The organism is Lactobacillus agrestimuris, assembly GCF_943193025.1.
In the GTDB taxonomy this organism is placed as follows: Bacteria; Bacillota; Bacilli; order Lactobacillales; family Lactobacillaceae; genus Lactobacillus; species Lactobacillus agrestimuris.
In genome coordinates, this window is record NZ_CALPCQ010000009.1 from 35,388 (window position 1) to 61,579 (window position 26,192).

Here is a 26,192-nt window from a genome sequence, read left to right on the forward strand (position 1 = left end):
CCTAAATTCTTGGATGAGTTTCTTGATATACCTTCAAAATATGCTTTTGAGTGAGGTTCGTGTAAATTTGGGTAGTACTTATATCCGAGTGCCCCAAAATTTCTTGTACAACTCTTAGATCTGCACCATTTTCTAATAAATGAGTTGCAAATGTGTGTCTTAAAGTATGAGGAGTAACATCCTTTTCAATTCCAGCAAGCAAACAATAGCGCTTGATAATCTGCCATACTGCTTGTCTAGTTAATTGAGTTCCTCGATTATTGAGGAATAAATATTCATTACTTTTACCCTTTTTCAACAATAAAGGATCTCGAACCTTTTCTTCATAAACATTAATCCACTCTAAAGCGACATTACTAATTGGAATCAACCGTTCCTTTGAACCTTTACCGAATACTTTAATCAATCTTAAATCATCATGGATATTCTCAAGTTTCAAATTAATTAATTCACTAACTCGCATCCCCGTAGCATATAAAGTTTCCAATAAAGCCTTATCACGAATTCCAAGTTTTTTATCTGTATCTGGCTGACTTAAAAGATCATTAATTTCTTTTTCAGTTAAAGCGACAGGTAATCTCTTTTCCTTTTTTGGAGGATCAATCTCAATCATTGGATTTAACTTTTGAATATTTTGTCTAGCAAGCCATTGATAAAACTTACGTAAACTCGAAATAAGTCTACTAATTGAGCTAGTAGCCTTATGTAAGTCTTTTTGTCTAGCAAGAAAAGCATCAATGTCAGTTGCTTCAGTTGGCCATGTCTTAAAACCCTCTTGATTTAAAAAATCCAAAAATTCTGATAGATCCTGACGATAAGCAACAACCGTATTATTACTTAATCCTCGTTCTAACTGCACAAAACGTAAATAATCTTCAATTTGTTCGTTTAACTTACTCATTGTCATTTTCTTCCGGATCATTCACTAAAGTAATAGTACCGTTTTCTTTATCTTCAGTAATAAATTTAGCCTTAAGTAAATGTCCTATTGCTCTCTTAAAAGCAGATTTTGAAATGCCAAAGTAATTCTTAATTTCCTGCGCATCAGACTTATCATAAAATGGTAAAGTCTTATCTGCTTTTCTACGTAAACTCATTAGAATCATTTGAGCATCATCATCAATTTCTTCAAAAGCTCTTGGCAAACTACTTAAATTCAATCGACCGTATTGACTAATTCCAACTACGCGGCCTTTGAATTGTTCTCCTAAACGTAAACGTCTACCCATTTGTGATTCATGAACAAAGCCAAGATAGTAATCATTTGTAATTACAAATGCACCAATTGAACGACTAGCATAAACGGTGGCAAATACATTTTTATTCTTCATATTATTTGGAAAATTACTTGATAATTGATCAAATATATTTTCATCAGCTAATTTTGCCCAAATACGATCTTTTTCATCAGTTTCAAGTTTAACTAATAAACGATCATCTTTTCTTGGCCAAACCTCCTTATCAAGTGGTAAATCATCCATCGACAAAACTACATCTTTATCAGGCAAGCCAATATCAATAAATACACCTAAGCCATAACGTACTTCTGTTACTTTTCCCCAGCCATACTGATCTGGACCTGCAAAAGGCAGAAATTGTGTCATTTCACGTTCATGTTTTTGATTATCATAAATGAAGCCAGTAACTTCATCGCCAACCTTTATCGGTTCATCTTGCGTAATTTCCTGATGTTTTAACTCATAAGTTGTTCCATCAATTTGGACATAAAAAGAATTTTCATTTTGATCAATAACTTTTCCAGTTACAATTGTTCCAAGCATAACTTTCTCCTACTTTACATATCTCTGATTATAAGTATACGCAAAATTTGAACAAAATAAAATAGTCAGCTTTAAGCCGACTATTTTTATTAATCTTTAACTTGTTTAATAACGTCGATAATTGAACCGTCTCTATATTCAACTAAAGCAACCGTTCTATCCGTGTATTCAAGTGGCTTTGGTACACCAACTTGCTTTTCTGCCATCTTTTGTAAATCATGAATATCTAAAATCTTTAAACCTGGAACCTTTTGGAATGATTCGATTAAATCTTGACGCTTAGGATTAATAGCAATTCCTCGTTCAGTTACCAAAACGTCAATGGATTCACCTGGAGTAACTACAGTTTCAACACTAGGAACTACTGTAGCATTTCTACCACGAACAAGTGGTGCGGTAATAATTGTCATTTTAGCACCTGCAGCGGAGTCTTGGTGTCCACCAACAGCACCTCTAATCACACCATCTGAACCAGTCATTACATTAACGTTGAAGTCTGTATCAATTTGCAAAGCTGATAAAATTGATACATCCAAGTTATTAACTACAGCACCCTTGTTATGAGGATCAGCATACCAAGATGCATCAATTTCTTGTTGGTCACGATTCTTAGCCATAGATTGGGCAGCACCTTTATCAAAGTCCTGTACATCCATTACTTTTCTTACCAATCCTTCTTCAAGAAGATCAGTAGTAGGCTTAGTGATACCACCAACTGCAAATGATGCAGTAATACCTTTATCAAGCATTGCCTGACGTAAATAACGCGTTACTGCGAGGGCAGCACCACCTGACCCAGTTTGGAAGCTAAAACCTTCCTTAAAGTATGGTGAATTTACGATTACTTGATTTACCATTTGAGCAATCTTTAATTCTTTAGGATCCTTGGTAAATCTTGTTGCACCAGAACCAATCTTATCGGGATCACCAATTTGATCTACTTTAACTATATAATCAACTTGGTCTTGCTTAATTGAAGCAGGAGTATTTGGATAAGGAACTACATTATCAGTCAAAAGGACTACTTTGTTAGCATACTGTGCATCCATTAACGCATATCCTAGAGAGCCGAATACTGCATCCCCTTCTTGACCATTTGCATTACCAGCTGGATCGCTAATTGGTACACCTAAGAAGGCAATATCAATCTTAATTTCGCCTTCTTCAATTGAACGCGCACGATTTCCGTGTGAGCGGAAAATTACAGGATTCTTTAATCCACCATGAGAAACAAAATCACCTAATGAACCACGCATACCTGAAGAAGTAATATTAGTAATTACTCCCTTCTTGATAGCCTCAATAATTTTGTCATTCATTACTCCAGTTAATGAAGATGGTGCCAAAGTTAAATCTTTGTATCCTAATTTAATAATCAAATCCATTACCTTATTAAAGGCAAAGTCACCATTTCTAAAATGGTGGTGGAATGAAATTGTCATTCCATCTTTCAAATTTTCCTTAATAACTTCTTCTAAGGAATCTGCAATTTTATTTTGACCTGTAGTAACTCTGACCTTTGGTGCTACACGTTGTACTTCAGGATGTCCAATATTTGCGCTTTCAAATGGTTTCAAATCCATTTCTTCCATTAAATCATCTGGTAAATTACGTTTTACTTTATTCTCCAATGTAGTTACCCTCCTCATCAATTAAATTTGAAGCCTTGGCAATTTCTAATACCCTATTAGCTTTTTCTACAACTGGTTTATCAACCATTTTACCATTCATAGAAATAACTCCTGAGCCCTTTAATTTTGCTTCACGAATTGTATTTTGAACGTTTTGAGCATTTTCAATTTCTTCTTTAGTTGGGTTGAATACCTTATTAACCATTTCGATTTGACGAGGATTAACTAATGATTTACCATCATATCCCAATTCATGAATGTAATTAGTCTCACGGTAAAAGCCCTCTGTATCTTTCATATTTGAAAATACTGTATCAAAAGCATATACATCTGCTGCACGAGCTGCTTGAAGTACCATGTTTCTGGCAAATTCTAATTCTCTACCATCTGGGAAACGGTGAGTATGCATATCCGCAGTGTAATCTTCTCCAGAAACAGCTAACCCCATCATTAATGATGAACTTTCCGCAATTTCTGGGGCATGAAGAACACCCTTAGCACTTTCGATAGCTGCCATTACACCAATTGATCCCTTTTCGATGTCAAATTCATCTTCCCAATGTTCAATATCTTTTACGAGTTTTTGAATCATTGCTGCAGATTCAGTCTTAGGTAATCTAATAACGTCAACTCCAGCCTTTACCATCGCTTTAACATCTTCATCGTAAAAAGGTGTATCTTGACCATTAACTCTGACTACAATTTCTGAATTACCAAAATCAACCGTCTTTATTGCTTCATAAACAAGCATTCTTGCAGCATCTTTTTCAGTTAATGAAACTGAATCTTCAAGATCCAACATGATTGAATCAGCACCATAAATTCCCGCATCTTTAATCATGGCAGGATTATTTCCTGGAACGAACATCATAGTTCTTCTAATTCTGTTTTTAATATAAGTCATCTATAGCACCTCCAAATCAGGTTGATCAGATGTTTCAGTAGCTCTTTGCGCTGCAGCTAAAGTACGAGCCTTGATTACACAGTCCAAAGCCCCTTTATCAACCGCTTTAACTTTGACATCATTAAGGCCATAATTTTTAATAGTTTCAGTAATAACTTTTTCTATTTGATCTCCATAAGCCTTTTTCACTTCAGAATCGAGTTCTATTTCAATCCCATTCGAACCTTTTGAAATCATAACTTGAATATCGGATGATTCCAATGTGCCAGCAACGCCAGTCTTTTTAATTTCCATTAACATTCGTTCCTTTCTTTATTCGATCTTGCAATTCAAGAAGATTATTTTTAATAAAGTCATAAGTTGTCTTAGGCAGAAAAGCCTCTATTTTATCTAAGCTTCCTGTTTTTATATACTTCCTTACTTCGGTCGCATTGACAATTTTGTCTTTTTCTCTCAGTCTTGGAATAATAATAACCTTAACTTCTGGACTAAGTATTTCTTGAAGTTTTTTATTGTATGAATTAGTTGTTCTAGAAAACGGCTCTTCACCAAGATACCGACTTTTAATATTTAATTTGGGAGCTACAAAGTTTTTGAAAACTTTTGCATCGATAGTTGTCTGAACATCAATCAACTCAGCTGCAGATTTAAGAAAATAAGCTGGAAAAGTTGCACTAGAAACCATGTATTCTTCTCCACTTACTACCTCAACATTCGATAAATCTTGGGTCCCCTCTTTTACCAGTTTCATTCTTTCAGCTGTTGAAAATAAAGATAAATCTTCTTTTACTACAAAGACATAAACTAAATCATTCTCGTTACTTGCTTTTTCAACTAAGTATCGATGACCAAGAGTAAAAGGATTGGCATTCATTACTACTGCTGCAACCTTTTTATTCTTTTGATCGTGTACTTGTGGCAAATTATTTAGATAATCTTCAATATTTGGATCTCCATATTCCAAAAATGCTGCTTGCTCACTTAATGCTAATTCTTTAAATCCCAAATGCTTAAAGCTACTTGAATATTTTGCTTTTGTAAAAACAAAGCAGTGGAATATTTGATTACTAAATAAATATTGTTGTAAGGAACTAACAATTTTATTAAATCTAGCTCCTGCTATAACTTCATCATTTGATACAGCAATATATTTCAAGACATTGCCTGCTATACTTCCTGTAGCAACTAGATTACCTTCATCATCAATCAATCCCAAAGTATGATCGATCACATCTATCTCGCGATCAGAAAAATCATGAATCCCTTTGGTTTCAAGAAAGCTCTTCCATTTCTTACGAGTAGATACTTGGTTAAGATAGAGATCTACAACCTTGTCCATACAACACCTCCTAAGCTTGATATATAAATTATTTAAGCACTTTCAGTGTACTCTGGTATTTTAAATATTTCAAATTTTATAGGTATTTTTTAAATATTTAAATTAGCCTTCAAAAATTTAATTACTATTCTGTACATTTCATCAGGCTGTTCTGCTTGAATCAAATGTCCACAATTTGAAATTATGCTAGTTTCAATCTTATTATTAAGTAACTTAACTGCATCAACAAAATGATAGTCAAAATATGGTGATTCTTTTCCAGCAATTATCAACATTGGAATTTGTACATCCATGATAATATCTCGCCAGTCCTGCAAAGAATGGTCAATTAAACAATTATAATTTTTTTCTGGATCATATGGATATTTTTGATATTCCTGTTTTGCTGCCAAAAACATTTCATCATCAATATGAGCATAAAAAGCTTTGCCAAAATCCAATTTCAAATATTCTGGATAATTGTTCCAGGATAAATCTTTAAAACCGAATTTCCATGTATCATCAGAAATCATTTTTGGCGATTGATCTAAATCGACCATTGCAAGCATCTTTTCGCTACCAAAAATCGATAGATAAGACCAAAAATTAGCTGCTCCCATTGAATTACCAATCGCAATAAATTTCTTGATCTTCAAATAATTTATCAAGTCCTCAACATCTGCAGCATGAGTACTAATTCTCTCACCTTTATAAGTTCGTTGTGAACGTCCCTGGTTTCTTGGATCTAAAACAATTACGCGATAAGCTTGTTTAAATAATTCAATCATTTTAAGCCACATTTTTGCGGAACCACCGATACCAGGAATTGCTATAATCGGTATTTTTTCTATATCTCCAGTATCCGTGTAATGTAACTTAGTTTTATCTTTTGTATAAAAGTACATTTTTCTCCTAATAAGAATTTAAAAGTAAAAAGATCTAATTAATCATATTTGAAAATTAGATCCTTTCTACACTAACTATTTATTACCAAACTCCGATAACTTTCATCCAAAGAGTACCAACAATTCCGAAAATTAACATATAAATGATACCCAGAACAAAGTTCATCTTCCACCATTCACCTTGTTTTACATACCCTGTTGTTGCAAGAATTGATGCAGGACCGTTCGCATAGTGAGTAGTTGAGGCGTTAATTGCACCAGTAAAGGCTAAAAGCATTGCTGAAAGACCTAAAGGTGCACCAGTTGCTACTGCAACTGAAAGAAATGGTAAGTATAAAGCAGTCATATGTGCTGTACCACTTGCAAAGAAGTAGTGAGTATAGAACATCAATAATACTAAAATTACTAATACTAACCCCCAGCTAATTCCATGAAGTCCGCCTTCAACAAGTTTTGAGAACCAATCAATAAAGCCATATGAGATAAGCTTACTTGCCATAAACATTAAAATTGAAAGCCAGATCAAAATGTTCCAAGCTCCGGTTTCTTTTAAAGCATCTTGCATTGTAAGAACACCAGTAACTAATAGAATTGAAACTGCTAAGAATGCTACAAAGGTTGCATCAAGTTGAGGAATCTTAAAGAATCCAGATAAGACCCAAAGAATAATTGAGAGGACAAATGTTGCACCCATAATTCTTTCAGGTTTAGACATTGGACCCATTTCTTCCAATTCTTTTTCTGCCCACTTCTTAGCATCTGGAGTTTCTTTGATTTCAGGTGGATACATTTTGTAAATAACCCAGGGTACGATAATCGCACCCACCAATACAGGAATAACTGCAGCAAAGAACCAACCTGCCCAAGTCATGTTATATCCTTTTTGAGAAGCCATTTGTTGAGCAACCATGTTTGGAGCGGCACCTGTGATGAATAATGCAGTTGACAAGATATTTGCATGGAAAGCAGTAAAGTCCAAGTATGCACCAATCTTTTTACGACTCTTTTCATCAGGACTTGAATCGTAACCATCTTCAGAAACTGATTTAACTACTGGCCAGACAACACCACCCGTACGAGCTGAGTTTGATGGAACCAAGGCACCTAAAACAAGTTCAAGTCCAGTTAAAGCATATCCAATACCTAAAGACTTTTTACCAAATCGTTCAATCATAAGATATGCAATTCGATTTCCTAAACCAGTCTTACTGATTCCATGGGCCATGATAAATGCCATTGCGATTAACCATGCTGCAGAATTACCAAAAGAACTCAAAACACCTTTGTTAATTACTGCACCAGTTTGTTCGTTTACAACATCCTTCATGGGAGCTAAACCAAGCAAAACTGTAAAAACCAACCCAACTAAGGTAGTGCCTCCAATTGGAAGTGGTTTAGTAATACATCCTACAATTGTTGCAACAAAGATTGCAAACATCTCCCAAGCTTGTGGTGACAATCCTGATGGTCTTAAAGGTGTAATACACCACAAAATAATTCCGACAATTAATGGCCAGATAAACCCTTTATAATTTACTTTTTCTAGTGTTTTCATTATCTTTTTCCTCTTCCACACTATGGACGATAAACGTCATCGATAATTTCAAAGTTCTTTTCTTCTAAGGTTTCATCAACCCAACTAAGGTCTACTTCACCTCTACTGAAAGCAATTGCTTTTTCATTATCTTTTTTATGAAATTCCTGCGCCTTCGGTAATATATCCGGAGCATCTTTTCGAGGAATACAAATTACACCATCTGAATCTCCCAAAATTATATCACCAGGGTTCACACTCACATTTCCGCATGAGACCGGTACATTCAATTCACCGGGACCCTCTTTATAAGGTCCTCCAGGAGTAGTACTTCTTGCGTAAATTGGTAAATTCCAAGTTTGTAAATTATCTATGTCTCTAATTGGGCCATCAATAACAATTCCTGCAATTTTCTTTTGATCTCTTAAATAAGACATCATTACTTCACCAATCAGTGAACGTGTATTATCTCCTTCATCATCAATGACAATTACATCGCCTTCTTGGCAATATCTTAAAGCTGCATAAATTGCAAGATTATCACCGGCCCTTGTATGAACCGTAAATGCAGGTCCAACCATCTCATGATCAGGATTCGACATTAATTTAACACGAGGATTCATCGCACAATTTCGTTCCATGCAATCTGCAGTATTTGAAGCTGGGATTTTTGAAAATCCTTTTACAACTTCAGGATCTGGTAGATTGCGTTTTAAAAATATTCTTTTTCCTACCGCCATATTAAATCACCATTCAATACAAAACATTGTTACTTATTGCACAATTTCATTATACACGTTTTTGTATAAAAACGGTTACATTTTTAAAAAATATTAAATTTATTCGCTTTATTTTGCTTTTTTGAATAAAAATCAGGTAGTGTATAAGCTTAAACTGTCTATTTATTTTGACTTAGTTATATAATAATAAGTAAATATGTCTGATTGCATTTAACTATTGAGAAAGGAAAGAATAAAATATGGCACAATTAACTGATGAAGATCTAGCAAATATCGCTCATGATTTTTACTTAAGTAAACTTAATATTGGTGATATTTCAAAAAAATATCATATTTCAAGATATCTAATTACTAAGGCTTTGGAAAATGCAGAAAAAAGAAAAATAGTAAAAATAACTATTAGTAAAGGACTTCAAAGACGTGAAGATTTGGAGAGATATTTTCAAGAAAAATTTAACTTGAAAGATGCAATTGTATTAAATAATCTTGAAACAACCAATCAAGATAATGAGGCAATAGTTTCTTATGCTGCCAAGCAAATTCAAACATATATCCAATCTTCAAAAGTCATAGGTACTACTTGGGGGACACTTTTACGCGATATCATTGATAACTTTAATGAAGTAAAGCAACCCGATTTAACTTTTGTTCAATTATTAGGACAACCAATTAATTCCGATCAAAGAAAAAACAGCCTTGTTCAACTAGCAGCAAAAAAATATGGCGCAGATAGTTTTTCACTACCCGCACCATTATATGTTTTAAATTCTCATTTATTGGATGAAATTAAAAAAGAACCATTTTATCAAACCCTAGATAACTATTATAAAAATTTAGATTTGATTTTCTCTAGTATTGGAACTTTCGATTCATTTATTACCAGTAATTATATGAGAGAAAATTATAAACAAAGTTTATTTAAAAATGTTAATACCAAAGAAATTGCTGGAATGATTTATGGTCACCCTTATGATATTAATGGTAATTTTTTTGACGATCTCAATAAAAATATCTGTGGAATTTCTTTAGAGGAAATTCAAAATGTTCCTGTTCGTTTTACTATTGTAAAAAATAGATTTAAAACTAAGGCATTACTTGGAGCATTAAGAAGTGGAATTATTACTCACCTAATCATTAATGAAGGAATTGCTAAGAGAATAATTTCTGAAATCAATCAAGAATTTTAACAAAAATATTTCCAATATATACCAGAAATATAATCTTGTAGTTCTTTCACAGAATGTCGTCGTGACCTCGCACATTCTTTCGCTGGCCGATTACAAATAAAGCATTTTCTTACAGGTAAATTCAAATCTTTTCTAGATAAAGCATCAGTTCTATTAGCAGATAAAACATCAGCATCAAATAATCTCCCTAATGAAGTTGTATCTTCAAATTTAATGGAGATTTTTTTTATTACTTGAATATCTGTTGTATTCATTAAATAAAAATTTTCAGGTCCACTTGCCTTATTCAACTCTTTGATCAATTGAAAATCAATTTTAGAATTGTTCAGCAAAGTTTCAAAATTTTTAATTCCTGTATCATAAAGTCGTTTAATAAATTGATTATTCTTTATCGGACCCGGAATATTCATTTTTATATCAACTAAAATTTGCTCAGGATAAGCTGCAAAAACTTTTTGCTGAAATTCTACTCTTCTGTCTTTACCTTCAAGAACATCTTGAATACTTTCCTTTTTTCCAGTTTCAAAAATAGATTTCATATTTCACCAGAATTTTTGATAAAAGAAAAAGGTCAGTGTTAAACACTGACCTTTTTACTAATTAAATTTCTTTATATTAAAGATTTGCCATTTCGCCTTGGTAAACAGCACCACGACGAGCATCAACAGTAATAGTTGAACCATCAGAAATCTTTTCAGTTGCATCAGTAGTACCTACAACAACTGGAATACCTAATGATAAACCAACAACTGCTGCGTGTGAAGTCAAACCAGAAGCTTCAACTACTAAACCTGAAGCCTTCTTGATTGCTGGCATGTAGTCAGGGTCAGTTACCTTAGAAACTAAGATGTCGCCTTCCTTAACCTTTGAGTTTGCTTCTTCAGCTGAGTTAGCAACAACTGCCTTACCAACAACAGAACCGTTACCAACACCTAAACCTTGAGCAAGCTTGTTACCGATGATTTGTAACTTCATAACATTAGTAGTACCAGATTCACCAACTGGAACACCAGCAACGATAATTACAAGGTCACCGTCTTTTACAAGACCCTTATCCTTAGCAACTTCTGCTGCCTTTTCAAACATATCATCAGTTGAGTTTGGCTTTTCAGTCAAGACTGGAGTTACACCCCAAACAACTGACAATGAGTGTTGGATCTTTTCATCGAAAGTCATAGCAACGATATCAGCGTTTGGACGGTACTTAGAAATCATACGAGCAGTGTAACCTGACTTAGTAGCTGCAATAATAGTCTTTACGCCTAATTCTTGAGCAGTACGTACAACTGATTCACCGATAGCTTCAGTTACGTTTGAACCCTTGTAGTCTTCAAATCTTTGAAGTGCTAAAGTATTACGCTTAAGCATTTGCTTTTCAGTACGTTCATCGATTTCAGCCATTGCCTTAACAGCGTTAACTGGGTATAAACCGTTTGCTGATTCACCTGAAAGCATAGTTGCGTCAGTACCATCAAGAACTGCGTTAGCAACGTCAGATACTTCGGCACGAGTTGGACGTGGGTTTTCTTGCATTGAGTCAAGCATTTGAGTAGCAGTAATAACTGGCTTACCAAGTGCGTTGGCCTTTCTGATCAAGTTCTTTTGTACAAATGGAACTTCCATAAATGGAATTTCAACACCCATGTCACCACGAGCAACCATCAAACCATCTGAAACTTGTAAAATTTCGTCAGCGTTGTCAATACCTTCTTGTGATTCAATCTTAGGGAAGATCTTAACATAGTCTGCACCAGCTTTTTCACAAAGTTCACGAATATCTAAGATATCTTGAGCCTTACGTGCGAATGATGCAAAGATGAAGTTGATACCTTCCTTCAAACCAAAGTTAATGTCGTCAGTATCTTTTTGAGTAATACCTGGGAGGCGAATTTCAACACCTGGTGCGTTAACACCCTTCTTAGAACCGATTAAACCAGTGTTTTGAGCTTCACAAACAAGTTCTCTCTTTGAATCGTCCTTTTCCTTGATCAAAAGATCAACCAAACCGTCATCGATCAATACGTGACCACCAACGTGAGTATCATCGTATAAACCATCGTAAGTAACGTGGATCATGTCCTTGTTACCTGGCTTAGTTGCGTCCATTGAGATACGGATAGTATCACCAGTGTTAATAGTGAACTTACCACCTTCTTGGTCAGTAGTTCTAATTTCAGCACCCTTAGTATCAAGAGCAATACCAAGAAGCTTACCAGTGTTCTTTTCCACTTCACGAACCATGTTCATACGTGAACGGTGTTCTTCGTGGTCACCGTGTGAGAAGTTGAAACGGAATACGTTTGCACCAGCTTCTACTAACTTAGTAATAGTTTCAACATCATTTGAAGCTGGTCCTAAAGTACTAACAATCTTAGTTTTCTTCATTATTAAAAAAATCCTCTCCAAAAAACTGACTAATCTTTAGTCATTTCTTCATTAACATCTAGCAATGAGTAGTCACCTTCGTGCTTACCATCGAACAAATCAAGAATGTCGTGAGTATTTGGTTGACCATTTTCCAAACCAACAGCCAAACCGCCTTTACCGTCAAGAAGTAAGTTAACAGCAAAGTTACCCATCTTAGTAGCATTTACTCTATCTTCAACAGTTGGTGAGCCACCACGTTGCATGTGGCCAAGAACATTTGCACGAGCGTCAAAGTCACCATACTTCAAGAGTTCATTCTTAAATTTTTCAGCGTCCATGACACCTTCAGCTAATACTACAAGGCCATGATCTTTACCTTCTGCAAAACCGCGCTTAAGAGTTTTAGCAATTTTTTCCATATCGTATGGACGTTCTGGAACAACAATTGCATCAGCTCCACTTGCAACACCGACACGCATAGCAACATCACCACAGTCGCGACCCATTACATTAACAACGAATACGCGGTGGTGGCTACTTGCAGTGTCACGAATCTTATCGATTGCGTCCATTGCGGTACGACATGCAGAATCAAAACCGATAGTATATTCAGTATAAGGAATATCATTATCGATAGTTCCTGGTAAACCTACTGAATTAATACCGAGGCGAGTCAAGGCTAAAGCACCATGGTATGAACCGTCTCCACCAATAACGATAACGGCATCAATACCATGTTTTCTTAATTGTTCTGCACCCTTCTTTTGCACTTCTTCTTGTGCAAATTCTGGGAAACGAGCAGAATATAAGAAAGTTCCACCATGACTAATCTTATGGTCTACATCCTCTGCGGTAAGAGGAATAAAATCACCAGCAACTAAACCGGCAAAACCATAACGAATACCAACAACTTCTAATCCATGGTGGATAGCAGTCTTGGTAACGGCTCTGATTGCTGCATTCATACCAGGGGCGTCTCCACCACTAGTTAAAATACCAATCCGTTTCATGAATTCACCTCATCATGATTATTTGTGTAATTTCTCACATCACTTAAATATTACCATTTTTCGAGCGAAAAATCTCATAAAAAATGCTTTTATTTTCGCTTTTATCAAGGTTTTTCAATGTTATCGCTTTCATACGTCTGAGTTTTTCAAACTTTCTTTTTATTCCTTGAAATTAACTAATTTTAAATTGGTTAACAAATACTGTTTTTTATTAGGATCGTATCGATCGGCTTGAATTCTAACACCTAAAATATAGATTTGCCCTTCTTTTAATAATGAATGAATTTTTTCATAAATATTCGGAAAAATTGTAACTTCTTGCTGACTAGTTGAATCAGCAAAACTTGAAAAAGCCATTGTTGTTCCTTTTTTGGTTTTTATTGGCTTTAAACTCATTAGCTTTCCAACTGCAATGCCAGAATCATTAATAGCGAATTCATTTAATGGTTTGGCATTAAATTTTTGAGCATATTTTTGTACAGCAATCAGAGGACTTGCAGTGGTTGAAAATCCTAAAACCTCTTCTTCCATTGCTGCTTTCTCCGCACTTGTTGGCATTTCAACTTCTTTTATTGGCACCCCACCTAAACTTTGAGATAAAGAAAGATTTTGACCAGTTAACTGAATATTTTCGATTAGGTCCTTACTATTAGCCAATAATTCATTTCGATTTTCATTTAACGTATCAAAGCAGCCCGCCTTAATTAAGTTATTTATTGGATCTAACTGTAAATATTTAGGATCAATTCTTCTCAAAAAGTCGTCAAGAGATTTAAATGGCCTGTCCAGAGTAGGTATTATTTTAACAAAATCTGTACGCAAACCTTTAATTGCCTTTAAACCAACTAAAATCCTACCTTTATCAAGAGTAAAATCAACACTACTATGGTTAATATCTGGTGTTAAAATCTGAATTCCAGCTTCTTGAGCCTGCATGATATAACTTTCTACCTTTAATTTACTTGCCCCCGATGAGTTTAATAAAGCAGTATAAAAAGCGGCAGGAAAGTGCGTTTTCAAATATGCTAACCAAAAGGCAATTTTCGTATATGCAACTGCATGTGATCGATTAAAACCATAATTTGCGAACTGTTCAATATAGTTATAAATTTTTTCAGCAACTTCTTTTTTATGTCCTTTAGATACGGCCCCTGAAATAAATTTTTCTCTTTCTTGATCAATTACCGATTGATCTTTTTTAGACATCGCACGACGAAGAATATCGGCCTCTCCCAATGAGAATCCAGCAAATATTTGGGCTGTTTGCATAACCTGTTCTTGATACACCAAAATACCGTATGTTGAAGCTAAAATATTTTCTAAACTTTTATCAGGATAAACTACCTTTTCTTCTTTTTTCTTTCTGGCGATAAATGAATCAATATTTCTCATTGGTCCCGGTCTATATAATGCATTAACCGCTACGAGATCTTCAAAGTTATCTGGATGTAATTTTCTTAAAACGTTTCTAATCCCACTAGATTCAAATTGAAAAACAGCATCAGTATTACCTTTCCTAAAAAGTTCAATTGTTTTCGGATCATTTAAAGGGATTTTATTCGGATTGATATTAATACCTTGACTTCTAATTAGATCAATAGTATTCCCCAAAATAGTAAGATTTCTCAAGCCTAAAAAATCGATTTTAAGCAGACCTAATGACTCAACGTATTTTTTAGTTTGTTGAGTAACTGGAATACCTAATTGTCCAGCCTGTAAACCGGAAATACTTGCAATCGAATCATCACTAATCACCAATCCGGCTGCATGAATCGAATAGTGTCTAGGTAATCCTTCAAGAGATTGAGCAGTTTGAAACAGCAATTTATTAAATTGACTTGAATCAACTAGTAATCTCATCTCCCTTGATTCTTTGTAGGAAGTATCTAAGGTCATCTTCTGCTTTGAGTAAGGTACTGCATTTGCCCATTTATTTAGTTCTACAGTACTTAAGCCGAATGCACGACCCGTATCTCGTAGAGCTTGTTTGGCCGCTAAAGTTCCAAAGGTCAAAATTTGAGCAGCATGATCCATACCATATTTTTCGAACATATACTTAATAACTTCATCCCTGCGATTATCGGGTATATCTAGGTCAATATCTGGCATTTCATGACGATATGGATTCAAGAAACGTTCAAAAAGCAAATGGTATCTTAAAGGATTTACTTCTGTAATTTTCAATGAATACGAAACCAGTGAACCACAGGCAGATCCTCTACCTGGACCGGTAGTTATTCCAATTCGATGACAATAATTTATCACATCCCAAACAATAAGAAAATAATCATCAAATCCCATCTGATTGATTACGTTAAGTTCATAATCTAGTCTTGTTTGATAATTTTTTGGAATAGGATGATTCTTAAATCTTTCCTGTAATCCGGTTTGGGCCAAATATTTTAAATATTCTTTAGAGGAAGAATATTCATGTTGATGATATTTTGGAAGTTTTGGCGTTTGAAAAATAACTTTAGCATTACATTCATCCGCTATCTTCCATGTGTTTTTTACTGCATCATCTAATTCATATTCATGGTATCTAGAAAGAATTTCTTGTCCTGAAGCCAAATAGTGTGAACCTTTTTGCTTAGCCAGCAGTTCAACATCTTCAATCTTGTCACCATTTTTTATAGCCAATAAAGTTTTACGCAAAAAATGATCCTCGGGTTCAAGATATTGTGTATCTTCAGTCACTGCCAAATCAATATCAAATTGTTTAGATAAACTTCTGAGATAGTTAATATAACTTCTCTTTTCTTTATTTGCATAGACACCTAAATATAAGGAACTACTTTCAGGGATCATTTTCTTTAAATCACGAAGATAATCTGACCCTAATGATTCATTTTGTTCAAAAAGCATTAATAATTCACTACTACTATTTGCTGGAACTATTATGTCTATATCATTAAAATACTTAGCTACTTCTTCTAAAGATATGATTTTATCGTTTTGACCATTATTTGTTAGTAAATTTACGGCACTAGACATTCGCAAAATATTTTTATAGCCTGCATTGCTTTTAGCTAAAACAATGAGATTATACTTATTAGTGCTATCAATTAAGCCATTTAATCTAAGCTGCATCCCAAGAAGCGCCTTAATTCCTACTTCTTGAGCTAATTCATAGAAACCTACCAAGCCGTATGTGACATTAATATCTGTCAGAGCTACAGCTTCATAGCCTTTTTGCTTGGCAGAAGATAATAAACCTTTAATTCTTGTTGGACTTTCTAACAAGCTAAAGGTACTCATATTTTGTAATGCTGCAAGTTTCATATTCTCTGCCACCTTTCTTTTATAAAGTATACCAAATAGTTAAATCCAAGTTTGAAAACATACTCAGATTTTGATAAAATTCTCTTAATGAAAGAAGGAATTAATTATGGGCCGATATATTGTTACAATTATTTGGAGTGTCATCTATATGATGGTTATTGGATTTATTGCCGCACCTTTAACTCAAAGTGTTTTTGAACCAAAAGAAGCCCTTCTTATCGGTATCGTTTTTGGTATTTTATTTGCAATAATTATTCCAACAATTACTGCTCACTCTCACAAAGATAAAAGTAAATATTCAAATTTAAAATAATTTGGTTTAAATAAAATAAAGGCAACTACTTAGTTTGAGTGGTTGCCTTTTTCTTATTAATAAAAATGATAATTCTTTTTAGTATCAACTTTAACTTGGTTCTTGGTTAAATATTCTATAAACATTTGAACATAATCTTTATCCAAAGTGAACTCAATCTTATCCATACTATACTCTGGATAGAATCCTCCACCCATTGCACGATAGTTATTAACAGCCAAATGATATATTTTATCATCTTCTAAAGGCTTACCATCGAGTGTAAGTTTAGTAATTCTTTCTCCCACAGGTTTAGATAAGTCCACTTCATATTCAATTGGATAAAAAACATCAAAATGATAAAGCATTGGCTTAGGTTTAATCCAGCGTTCAATAAATTTTATCTTTCCATCGGTATCTTTTTTCAGGAAACCAGCACTATGTTCAATAATGTGTTTTAATTCTCTTCCTGTTAGCTTTACTCTGCATAATTGATTAGCATAAGGGTAATTTAAAAGTACATCTCTCATAGTGACCTCTTTTCCAAATCCCTTAGCTTTCTCACTCATAACTGCAGTCGCTGAAACATCGGCATCTGTGAACCACAATTGCATTTGTTGCAATAAATTAATAAACGGTGCCCCTTCAATTCTGCCCTTCATAGCATTTTCAATTGGTGCTGACTCACTCAATTGTGCAAGTGGTTGATCCAACCAGTTTTGAGTTCGTTGATCTAGATCACTAACAATTTTAACTATTTCGGGATCAGGATCATAATCTTTAGTATCGATCAGTTTAGTAGACATATTTTTTATTTTTTTAGTCTTATCATCAATATCTAAAATTACTTCTGCAACTGCTTCACCTCTATAACCTGGTTGAACAATAGCCGTATTTCTAGTCACTAAGTTTAGCCGACGATGTTGATGACCTGTTAAAAATACATCAACCTCAGGAATTTCAGTAAGAATTTTATATCCTTCATTTTCGCCTCTATGAGGTTCTGTAGCAACTCCAGATTTAGGATCACTTTCAAATCCTCCATGATACATAACCGCTAAGACATCGACTTGAGGACGCAAAATCTCTGCATAATGTTTGATTTTTTCATAAGCCGAAACGAATTTCAAACCAGCAACATTTTCTTTTGGTTCCCAATGAGGTATATATTGAGTCGTAACACCTAACAAACCAATTTTTACACCGGCTTTTTCAATAATTGTATACTCTTGACCAAATGCAGGTACATTTGTTTCGGCATCCAAAACATTATCATTAATCATAGGTGCTTTATTATTATCTATGTAATATGCTAAATAATCTAAACCAAAATTAAAGTCGTGATTTCCAAGGCAACGGGCATCATAACCGACTGCATTATAAGCCTCTGTAAAAATACCTAAATCGGTGTAATCTCCAGTAGAATGTGCATAAGATGCTAAAGGAGAGCCTTGTAAACAATCACCCGAATCTGTGACAACCACATTTTCTACTCCATACTTCGCCTTCTCGGCTTTTATTGCAGAACTTACTCTACTCAAACTAATTGGAGCATTATAATCTCCTTTATCTTGATAATCTGTTGGCAATAAGAAGCCATGTGTATCACTAGAGTGTAAAAAAACTAATTTCATAATTTCTACTTTCTAATTTTTTGCATAAAAAAAGACACCTAAATGGGTGTCTTTATTTTTAGTTATTGCCGTTTGAGTTGTTTTCGTTAGCAACTTGACGACCCTTGTAATAACCCTTTGGTGAAACGCGGTGGCTTAAACGGTATTCACCAGTAGTTGCATCATAATGCATAGCTGGTACAGTTAACTTGATATGACCACGACGTGAACGTTTCTTTTGCTTAGAAGTATGTCTTGCAGGTACTGCCATTTGATTTGATCTCCTTTATTGTAGTCTTAAGCTTCACACTTACATTTAAGTAAGGTGAATCACTCATATGTTTAAATGATACTATTGAATTCCTCATAAATCAAGATTATTAGTCTTTCTTTTTACGAAAAAGCTTATCTTGGGCCATAAACCAACCCAATAAAATTCCAATTATAACCATTACAACTAAAATGATAATCAAAGGTAACTTAACGTTAAAGAAGCCAAAATTAATACTTACTGGACTAGTATTTAAGACGATAAATATTACAGCTAATAATCCAATTATTAAACTGACAACTAAGTTAACTTGTCTCTTCTTTTCAGAATTCATGTTAGCCTACTTTCTTGAAGCGAATTTTAAAGAAATTTGATCGCCAATAGTTGGGAATAAGTTGTATAACTTTGCTGCAACAGCAAGACTGATTGGTAGATTTAATTCTCGCTTATTGCTACCGAAGTAGTGAACAACTTGCCAAGCCACATCATCTGGATCAAGCATAAATTCTTCAACATTTGCCATATAATTTCCTGTCTTATCAGCAATATTGAAAAAATTAGTGTATACAGGTCCTGGATTAACAGTCATTACCTTTACGCCAAAAGGCATTAGTTCAAGACGTAAAACATTTGAAAATTGAATTACCGCTGCCTTAGAAGCGCTATATACAGCTGATTTAACGGTTGGAACTTTCCCAGCTATTGAACCAAAATTAATAATTTGGCCAGTTTTTTCTTCCATCATTACACGACCAATTAGTCTAGTAAAATACATTAGCCCTAATACATTCACTTGGAACATGTTCATTGCATCTTGCATGTTGCTTTCCATAAAAGTATCAAACTTACCAAAGCCTGCACAATTTACTAAAAAATCAATGTGTTTAACTGATGAAATTATTTTCTTAAAACTAGCCTCGATTTCATCTGACTTACCCATATCTGTTGGGAAAACAAATGCATCCGCACCAGATAACTCTCTTGCTTCAGCAGCAATATCATTTAATCGTTGTTCATTTCTAGCAATTAAAACAACCGTTGCTCCACGTCCTGCACTTTCAAGTGCAATTGAACGACCGATACCACTTGAAGCACCAGTCACTACTACAACTTTATTTCTTAATGAGTCACTCATTTTTCTGTTCCTTTCATGGGAATATTGATCTGATCAAAATCATTTACCAAATGTGTATTTTCAAATACCTTTTGGGCCTGCTTTTCTAATCTTTTAGCATTACTTCCCAGATATCTTGCAGAGATATGATCTAAACATAGCTCTTTTACATTGTTATCGCGTGCAACTTCTGCTGCTTCAACTGCGGTTGAATGGAAATAATCATGAGCTAATTTAGCCTCATTTCCAGCAAAAGTTGATTCATGAACTAGGACATCAGCATTTTTTGCTAATTTAGCAATACTTGGAGTTGCCCTAGTATCGTATATTATAGTAATTATTCTACCTGGTTTTTCAGGACCTAAAAAGTCTTTTCCATCTAATATAGTACCATCTGCCAGGGCGATTTGTTCACCATTTTTTAATTTACCTAATAACGGACCATTAGGTACATGATATTCAGCTAACTTATCCATTAATAATTCACCAGGGTGAGAATCCTCGACTACTCTGTAGCCAAAACTGTCAACTCTATGATCTAGTCTATCAGTATAAACTTTAAATCCTTGGCCTTGATAAATTAATCCACTTTTTGTTAATTCAACAAATTTAATTGGATAAGAAACTTTAGTTTTAGATACCTTCAATGCGATTCTAACAAATTTTTCAATTCCAGCTGGTCCATAAATAGTTAAAGGTCCCACATCGCCCTGGAAAGAACGAGTAGCAAGTAGACCAGGCAAGCCAAAAATATGATCTCCATGATTATGTGAGATAAATATTTTCGAAACCTTTCTCAAACGAATATTTGTCTTCAAAATTTGATGTTGTGTGGCCTCTCCAACATCAAATAACCAAATTTCATTTAATTCATCTAGTAACTTAAGAGCAAGACTTGAAACATTTCTCTGCTTAGAAGGTTGTCCCGCACCTGTTCCTAAAAATTGTATTTCCATAAAAATCCTATTCTAAAAGTAAATTTCATTTACGATACTTTTTACTACAAACGCACTATAATATTTAGAACCTAAAATATTTGGATGTACATGATCATCTCCAAACCAATCTGGGTGTCCTTTGGCATATTGATACCAATCAATCACGTGTAAATTATGATATTTCTTTGATGCCTTTTTTAGTAAATCATTAACTGGATTTTGCCATTGACGGCTTGGAACATAAACATTTATCCAAAATACATCCTTACCCTTACCCAAATCTTCCATTAGATGATCTACATCATCCATTGTAAAAGGTCCATTAGTTCCTAACTCAATTAAAACATTTTTCGCTAAAACTTGTCTTTGTTTATAACCGTCAATTATTGGAAAAGCTTCCTTCATTTGACGAGAAACTGCACCATCAATTATTGCATGTGGCATTAAAGTTTTTAAATTATCATATGTTCCTGCCATAATAGAGTCTCCAATTGCTGTTAATTGTAAATTTTGTGCTAATTGGAGATCAACTTGAGAAATTCCATATTTAGTAAATCTCTTATTTACAGGATGGCTCTTGGCCTCTTTCCGAGCCTTTTTTACATACTTACTTGAAGTATCTTCCTTCACTTTTGTCTTTTTGTACTTTTTAATTAGTTCTTTATTCTCCCTAGCTTGACTCTTCTGATTTTTGCTAATAGTTTGTTCAAGCTGTGACTTTTTAGCAACGGCTCTTGGAGAATATATAATTCCAGCAGTTCCAATTAAAATGATCAAACTTGAAAAGATTAATTTAAACTTCCTTGCATTTGAAAAACTTGCAATGTTTGATAAATTAGCCCAATAATTTTTAACCTTAAGCCAAGTAACTTTACCAAATGGTTTTTCAATTAATCTATAAGTAATTTCACTTATTAGTAAAATAATTACGATCTCAATTATCCGATATAAAATTGGGTGAGCAGCCAAATTAGTTAACTTATCTTCAAAAAATACCATTACAGGAAATTGATATAAATAAATCCCATAACTACGTGACCCAATCCAATTAAATACTGGATTAGTAAGAATTTTATTCCAATGACTATTTGGATGACCAACAATTCCAACCATCACAGTAGTAAAAATAGAGAAAATAAAAATTCCACCAAAATAAGGAAATTTAGATTGAGGATTCATTGCTGAACTGAAAAACATCAATAGCATTCCTAATAATGAGATCAATCCAGCCAAATCTAGGGAACGCGATCTAAGATTTCTTAAAGTTTCATTCATATTTTCAATGGGCCAGATGACTGCCAAAGCTGCACCTAAACCTAATGAAAAGAATCTAGTATCCGTTCCGTAATATACACGATTTATATCAGCTCCAGTAGCAAATAAAATTGCCATCTCAATCGCTGAAATAAGAGTTAATGCAGTAATAATTCCAAAGATTCTTTTTTTACTTTTAACAAATTTGACCAGCAAAAAAATCACTATTGGCCACAAAAGATAAAACTGACCTTCTATCGACATTGTCCATAGATGTGTAAATGGAGATGCATTAGCTCCAAATCTTTCAAAGTAACTTTGACCATTTCTAATTTGCCAAATATTATAAACATTCAACAAATTTGCAATTACTATTTGATATAGCTTTACTAATAAATTTCTTTGAAAAAGGACAATCCACGCCGCACATGCCCATAAAACTGTGATTAATTGAGGATATAACCGTTTTAACCTTGTAATGTAAAAATGCTTATTATCATAGCTACCTGTTTCTTGATACGACTTCAGCATATGATCGGTCACTAAATATCCAGAAAGTACTAAAAAAATCGGTACTCCAAGATAACCTCCGATAAAAGTATTAGGATCTAGATGATATAAAATCACTCCAACAACTGCTAATGCCCTAAGTCCAGAATATCCTGTAATAAACCGATTTTTTGTCTTATTCATAAATCTTCTCTACCAGTCAATTTTATTGTAAAAATTCAAAATTAAAGTTGCCAATTACAACATCATCGCCATCAACAGCTCCCATTTCACGTAAGGCATCGTCTACCCCTAAATTCTTCAACTTACGTGCAAGAAGCATAATTCCATCTTGATGATCAAGATTTGTTCGTTGAACCAATCTTTCAAGAGCTTCACCCTTAATTTCAAATAAGTGATCTTCAAGTTTTTCAACGGTAAACTCATCAAGCTTAGCTTTAGATTTATACTTGTATTCTCTAGCTTCTTCAGTTGCAACTTCTGGAGCCTCTTCAGTCTGACGTTTTTCAACTTCTTCAACCAAGTTTGCCGAATCACGCATCAATTGATCTACACCACTATGAGTTACACTTGAAATTGCATAAACTGGTGCATCAATACCCTCATCAGCTAAAGCTTTCTTAAAATCAGCTAACTTTTCATCTGCACCAGGAATATCCATTTGAGTAGCTACAATTAGCTCACCTTTTTTGGATAAATCTGTGGTGTAACTTGCTAATTCATTTTTTATCGTCTTATAATCTTCAATTGCTTCACGACCGTTATTCGGATCCATTGAAACTAAATGAAGGATCACCTTAGTTCTTTCAATATGACGTAAAAATTGAATACCTAATCCAACACCTTGGCTTGCGCCTTCAATTAGACCTGGTAAGTCCGCCATTGAAAAATCTCTACCATCCGGTAAAATAACCATTCCCAAATTTGGTGTTAAGGTAGTAAATGAATATGCTGCAATCTTTGGCTTAGCCTTAGTTACAACTGAAAGTAATGTTGACTTCCCAACAGATGGAAAACCAACCAAACCTACGTCAGCTAACATCTTTAATTCAAGTCTTAAAACTCGATCTTCTCCAGGTTCACCATTTTCGGCAATTTCTGGTGCAGTATTTACACTATTAGCAAAGTGAATATTACCTCTTCCACCTTTGCCACCGTGAGCAACAACAAGCTCTTGCTTATTTTTAATTAAATCACCGATTAACTCTCCAGTTTCAAAATCATATACTGTAGTTCCTACTGGAACCTTTAAGTATAAATCTTTTGCTCCTTTTCCATATTGTGATTTAATTCTTCCATCTTCACCATTTTCGGCTTTGAATTTTCGACGATAGCGAAAATCCATCAAAGTTCTTAAACCTTCATCAGCAACGAAGATTACGCTACCTCCGCGTCCACCGTCGCCACCTGCAGGTCCGCCATTTGGAACATATTTTTCATGGCGGAAGGCTACCATGCCGTCGCCGCCTTTACCAGCTTGAACTTCTATTTTAGTTTGATCAACAAATGTTGGCATGTTTAAAAACCCCCTCCGTCTTTCTAACTAACTTATAATAACACATAAAGTGCAATAAATCGCACTTCTTTAACGTTTTACAAACTTAATTTTACTGATTGAGCCTGCGTTAATGACAATCCCGCATCCCTCAACTCATCAATTGATGCTTCTTTTATCTTTTTCATTGAACCAAACTTTCTCAGTAATTTATTTCTACTCTTAGGTCCTATTCCTTTAATTGAATCTAGCCTACTAGATAGTGCATTCTTTGCGTGAGTTCGTCTATGGAAAGTAATTGCAAATCTGTGAACTTCATCTTGAATTCTGGTCATTAGGTAAAATCCTTCTGATTTTGGATCAAGCGGAATCAATCTCAAAGGAATTCCATTGAGTGGATCTCCAAACAATAAATGGTTAGTTCTATGTTTATCATCTTTTACCATTCCTGCTACCGGAATATTTAGGTTCAACTCGTTTCTCAAAACATCTAAACAAGCATCTACTTGAATTTGGCCACCATCCATCAAAATCAAATCAGGCATTTTCTTATGTTCTTTTAGTAAACGACCATATCTTCTTCTCACAACTTCACGAGTATTTCTAACTTCATCTCCCCCTTTTTGATGCTCTACTTCGCCCTTTAATTTGTACTTTCGGTATGAGGTTTTATCTGGTTCTCCATCCTTAAATACAACTAAGGCGGAAACTGGATCTGCACCTTGAATATGTGAATGGTCAAAACTTTCAATATAGTGACCATATGGAAGTCCTAAAGCATCAAAGATCTCTTTTTGTGCACCTTTAGTTTTTCTATTTCCAAGCTCTAATAATCTAAATTTATCATCTAGTTTCAATTTAGCGTTTTCTTCCGCCATTTCAAGAAGCGACCTCTTTTGACCACGCTTCGGAGTTCTAACAGGAACATGTAATACTTCAGATAATGCCTCATTATCTATTCCACTTGGAACTAGAACTTCTTTTGGTAAAACTCGATTCCTTTGTTGATAGAACTGGGCAATAAAAGATGCAAATTCATCTTCTGGATCTGTAACGTCTGTTAAAGGAAACATTTTAGTTTCTCTTCTAAGAAGCTTAGCTTGACGTAAGAAAAAGATTTGAATTGAAATCCAGGATTTATCAACATAGAAATTGAAGATATCTCTTTGGGTATTATCATTTGAAATAATTTTTTGTTTCTCTACAGTTTCCTCAATATACTTTAATTGATCTCGAATTTCACCCGCACGTTCAAATTCCAATTTTCCTGCGGCCTGCTCCATTTTTTGATTTAAATCTTGACGCACCCAGTTAATGTCACCATTCAAAAACTTTTTGATCTTTTTAATTTGTTCATCATACTCACTCTTAGGAACTTTTCTAAAACATGCTCCTAAACATTGTCCCATATGGTAATACAGACAAGGACGCCCTTGGTACCCATTACAACGTCTTAGTGGAAAAACTTTTTGAATAAACTTCAAAGTTGCTTGTGCGGCATAAACATTAGGATAAGGTCCAAAGTAATATCCACCATCTTTATGAACAACACTAGTTAATTTAGTTTGGGGATCTCTTTCATTGGTTATCTCAATATATGGATATCCAGTCCCTTCTTTTAATTGAACATTATAATAAGGTTTATATTTTTTTATTAGGGTAACTTCTAATAAAAATGCTTCTTTATCTGTAGAAACAGTAATAATGTCATAGTCTCTAATATTTTCGACTAATTCAGCACGTCTTCCTACTTGTTTGCTTTTAAAGTAAGAACGAACTCTATTTTTTAGATTTTTTGATTTTCCAACATAAATTACAGCACCATTAATGTCCTTCATAAGGTAACAACCAGGTTTTTCTGGTAGAAGCTTTAATTTATTTTCAATTAATTCTGTTGCCAAAAAATCATCTCCTCAAAAATTTGCATTATAAATTTTAACATAATTTCTTAAAAAAGCTTATATAAAGGCATCTTCTATCAAATTTTAATAGCTATATAGCTATATTTTTGCTATATTAATGAATAATCATATTTAAGGAGATTTT

The 26,192-nt window shown here is 34.1% G+C and carries 23 protein-coding genes; 2 read left to right on the forward strand and 21 right to left on the reverse strand.

Annotated elements, in window-relative coordinates; genetic code table 11:
* Position 1 precedes the first annotated feature (1 nt).
* The 9 genes from xerD to NFR82_RS04115 all read right to left on the reverse strand — a co-directional run bounded on the left by xerD (position 2) and on the right by NFR82_RS04115 (position 8,813).
* Entirely contained in the window at positions 2–901 is a 900-nt protein-coding gene (gene xerD / locus NFR82_RS04075; protein WP_251717010.1) for a site-specific tyrosine recombinase XerD, read from the reverse strand.
* Positions 894–1,781, reverse strand: coding sequence for a CvfB family protein (locus NFR82_RS04080; protein ID WP_251717011.1), 888 nt, complete (start codon positions 1,779–1,781; stop codon positions 894–896). The genes xerD and NFR82_RS04080 overlap by 8 nt, the downstream gene beginning before the upstream one ends.
* An 89-nt stretch (positions 1,782–1,870) precedes the next feature.
* Entirely contained in the window at positions 1,871–3,412 is a 1,542-nt protein-coding gene (gene citF, locus NFR82_RS04085; protein WP_338146995.1) for a citrate lyase subunit alpha, read from the reverse strand.
* Positions 3,402–4,316, reverse strand: a complete 915-nt coding sequence (locus NFR82_RS04090) for an aldolase/citrate lyase family protein (RefSeq protein WP_251717012.1) — start codon at positions 4,314–4,316, stop codon at positions 3,402–3,404. Before NFR82_RS04090 ends, citF begins: the two co-directional genes overlap by 11 nt.
* Complete coding sequence (gene citD, locus NFR82_RS04095) at positions 4,317–4,610, reverse strand: citrate lyase acyl carrier protein (RefSeq protein WP_251717013.1); 294 nt, start codon at positions 4,608–4,610, stop codon at positions 4,317–4,319.
* Positions 4,600–5,655, reverse strand: coding sequence for a [citrate (pro-3S)-lyase] ligase (gene citC / locus NFR82_RS04100; RefSeq protein ID WP_251717014.1), 1,056 nt, complete (start codon positions 5,653–5,655; stop codon positions 4,600–4,602). The genes citD and citC overlap by 11 nt, the downstream gene beginning before the upstream one ends.
* A gap of 89 nt (positions 5,656–5,744) precedes the next feature.
* Positions 5,745–6,539, reverse strand: a complete 795-nt coding sequence (locus tag NFR82_RS04105) for an alpha/beta fold hydrolase (protein WP_251717015.1) — start codon at positions 6,537–6,539, stop codon at positions 5,745–5,747.
* Between the two features lie 82 nt (positions 6,540–6,621).
* Positions 6,622–8,094, reverse strand: a complete 1,473-nt coding sequence (locus tag NFR82_RS04110; protein WP_251717016.1) for a DASS family sodium-coupled anion symporter — start codon at positions 8,092–8,094, stop codon at positions 6,622–6,624.
* Positions 8,095–8,114: 20 nt separating this feature from the next.
* A complete protein-coding gene (locus tag NFR82_RS04115; protein WP_251717017.1) occupies positions 8,115–8,813 on the reverse strand; it encodes an RraA family protein in 699 nt (232 codons plus the stop codon).
* Positions 8,814–9,052: 239 nt separating this feature from the next.
* On the opposite strand from NFR82_RS04115, the gene NFR82_RS04120 reads away from it, so the two are divergent.
* The gene (locus NFR82_RS04120; RefSeq protein WP_251717018.1) at positions 9,053–10,000 is read left to right on the forward strand and encodes a sugar-binding transcriptional regulator; all 948 of its coding nucleotides are present in this window, start codon (positions 9,053–9,055) and stop codon (positions 9,998–10,000) included.
* On the opposite strand, the gene citX is transcribed toward NFR82_RS04120, so the two are convergent.
* The 4 genes from citX to NFR82_RS04140 form a co-directional block, all read right to left on the reverse strand.
* A complete protein-coding gene (gene citX, locus NFR82_RS04125; protein WP_251717019.1) occupies positions 9,997–10,539 on the reverse strand; it encodes a citrate lyase holo-[acyl-carrier protein] synthase in 543 nt (180 codons plus the stop codon). The two genes, NFR82_RS04120 and citX, sit on opposite strands and share 4 nt — an antisense overlap.
* Positions 10,540–10,615: 76 nt before the next feature.
* Positions 10,616–12,385 (reverse strand): pyruvate kinase, encoded by a 1,770-nt coding sequence (pyk, locus tag NFR82_RS04130; RefSeq protein ID WP_251717020.1) that lies wholly within the window; start codon positions 12,383–12,385, stop codon positions 10,616–10,618.
* Between the two features lie 29 nt (positions 12,386–12,414).
* On the reverse strand, positions 12,415–13,377 hold the full coding sequence (pfkA, locus tag NFR82_RS04135; protein WP_251717021.1) for a 6-phosphofructokinase: 963 nt from the start codon (positions 13,375–13,377) through the stop codon (positions 12,415–12,417).
* Positions 13,378–13,536: 159 nt separating this feature from the next.
* Entirely contained in the window at positions 13,537–16,659 is a 3,123-nt protein-coding gene (locus NFR82_RS04140; RefSeq protein ID WP_251717022.1) for a DNA polymerase III subunit alpha, read from the reverse strand.
* A 106-nt stretch (positions 16,660–16,765) separates the two neighbouring features.
* Here NFR82_RS04140 and NFR82_RS04145 point away from each other — a divergent pair, with 106 nt between their 5' ends.
* A complete protein-coding gene (locus tag NFR82_RS04145; RefSeq protein ID WP_251717023.1) occupies positions 16,766–16,972 on the forward strand; it encodes a YjzD family protein in 207 nt (68 codons plus the stop codon).
* A gap of 56 nt (positions 16,973–17,028) precedes the next feature.
* On the opposite strand, the gene NFR82_RS04150 is transcribed toward NFR82_RS04145, so the two are convergent.
* From NFR82_RS04150 to uvrC, 8 genes are all read right to left on the reverse strand, one after another.
* Entirely contained in the window at positions 17,029–18,585 is a 1,557-nt protein-coding gene (locus NFR82_RS04150) for a bifunctional metallophosphatase/5'-nucleotidase (protein ID WP_251717024.1), read from the reverse strand.
* A gap of 58 nt (positions 18,586–18,643) precedes the next feature.
* Positions 18,644–18,835: a 50S ribosomal protein L32 gene (gene rpmF, locus NFR82_RS04155; protein ID WP_251717025.1), complete on the reverse strand. Its 192-nt coding sequence runs from the start codon at positions 18,833–18,835 to the stop codon at positions 18,644–18,646.
* A 109-nt stretch (positions 18,836–18,944) separates the two neighbouring features.
* Complete coding sequence (locus tag NFR82_RS04160; RefSeq protein WP_251717026.1) at positions 18,945–19,169, reverse strand: lipopolysaccharide assembly protein LapA domain-containing protein; 225 nt, start codon at positions 19,167–19,169, stop codon at positions 18,945–18,947.
* A gap of 6 nt (positions 19,170–19,175) precedes the next feature.
* A complete protein-coding gene (locus tag NFR82_RS04165) occupies positions 19,176–19,970 on the reverse strand; it encodes an SDR family NAD(P)-dependent oxidoreductase (RefSeq protein ID WP_251717027.1) in 795 nt (264 codons plus the stop codon).
* A complete protein-coding gene (gene rnz / locus NFR82_RS04170) occupies positions 19,967–20,905 on the reverse strand; it encodes a ribonuclease Z (RefSeq protein ID WP_251717028.1) in 939 nt (312 codons plus the stop codon). The genes NFR82_RS04165 and rnz overlap by 4 nt, the downstream gene beginning before the upstream one ends.
* 12 nt (positions 20,906–20,917) lie before the next feature.
* Complete coding sequence (locus NFR82_RS04175) at positions 20,918–22,834, reverse strand: acyltransferase family protein (RefSeq protein ID WP_251717029.1); 1,917 nt, start codon at positions 22,832–22,834, stop codon at positions 20,918–20,920.
* A gap of 22 nt (positions 22,835–22,856) precedes the next feature.
* A complete protein-coding gene (gene obgE / locus NFR82_RS04180; protein WP_251717030.1) occupies positions 22,857–24,167 on the reverse strand; it encodes a GTPase ObgE in 1,311 nt (436 codons plus the stop codon).
* A 77-nt stretch (positions 24,168–24,244) separates the two neighbouring features.
* On the reverse strand, positions 24,245–26,047 hold the full coding sequence (uvrC, locus tag NFR82_RS04185; RefSeq protein ID WP_251717031.1) for an excinuclease ABC subunit UvrC: 1,803 nt from the start codon (positions 26,045–26,047) through the stop codon (positions 24,245–24,247).
* Between the last annotated feature and the right edge of the window lie 145 nt (positions 26,048–26,192).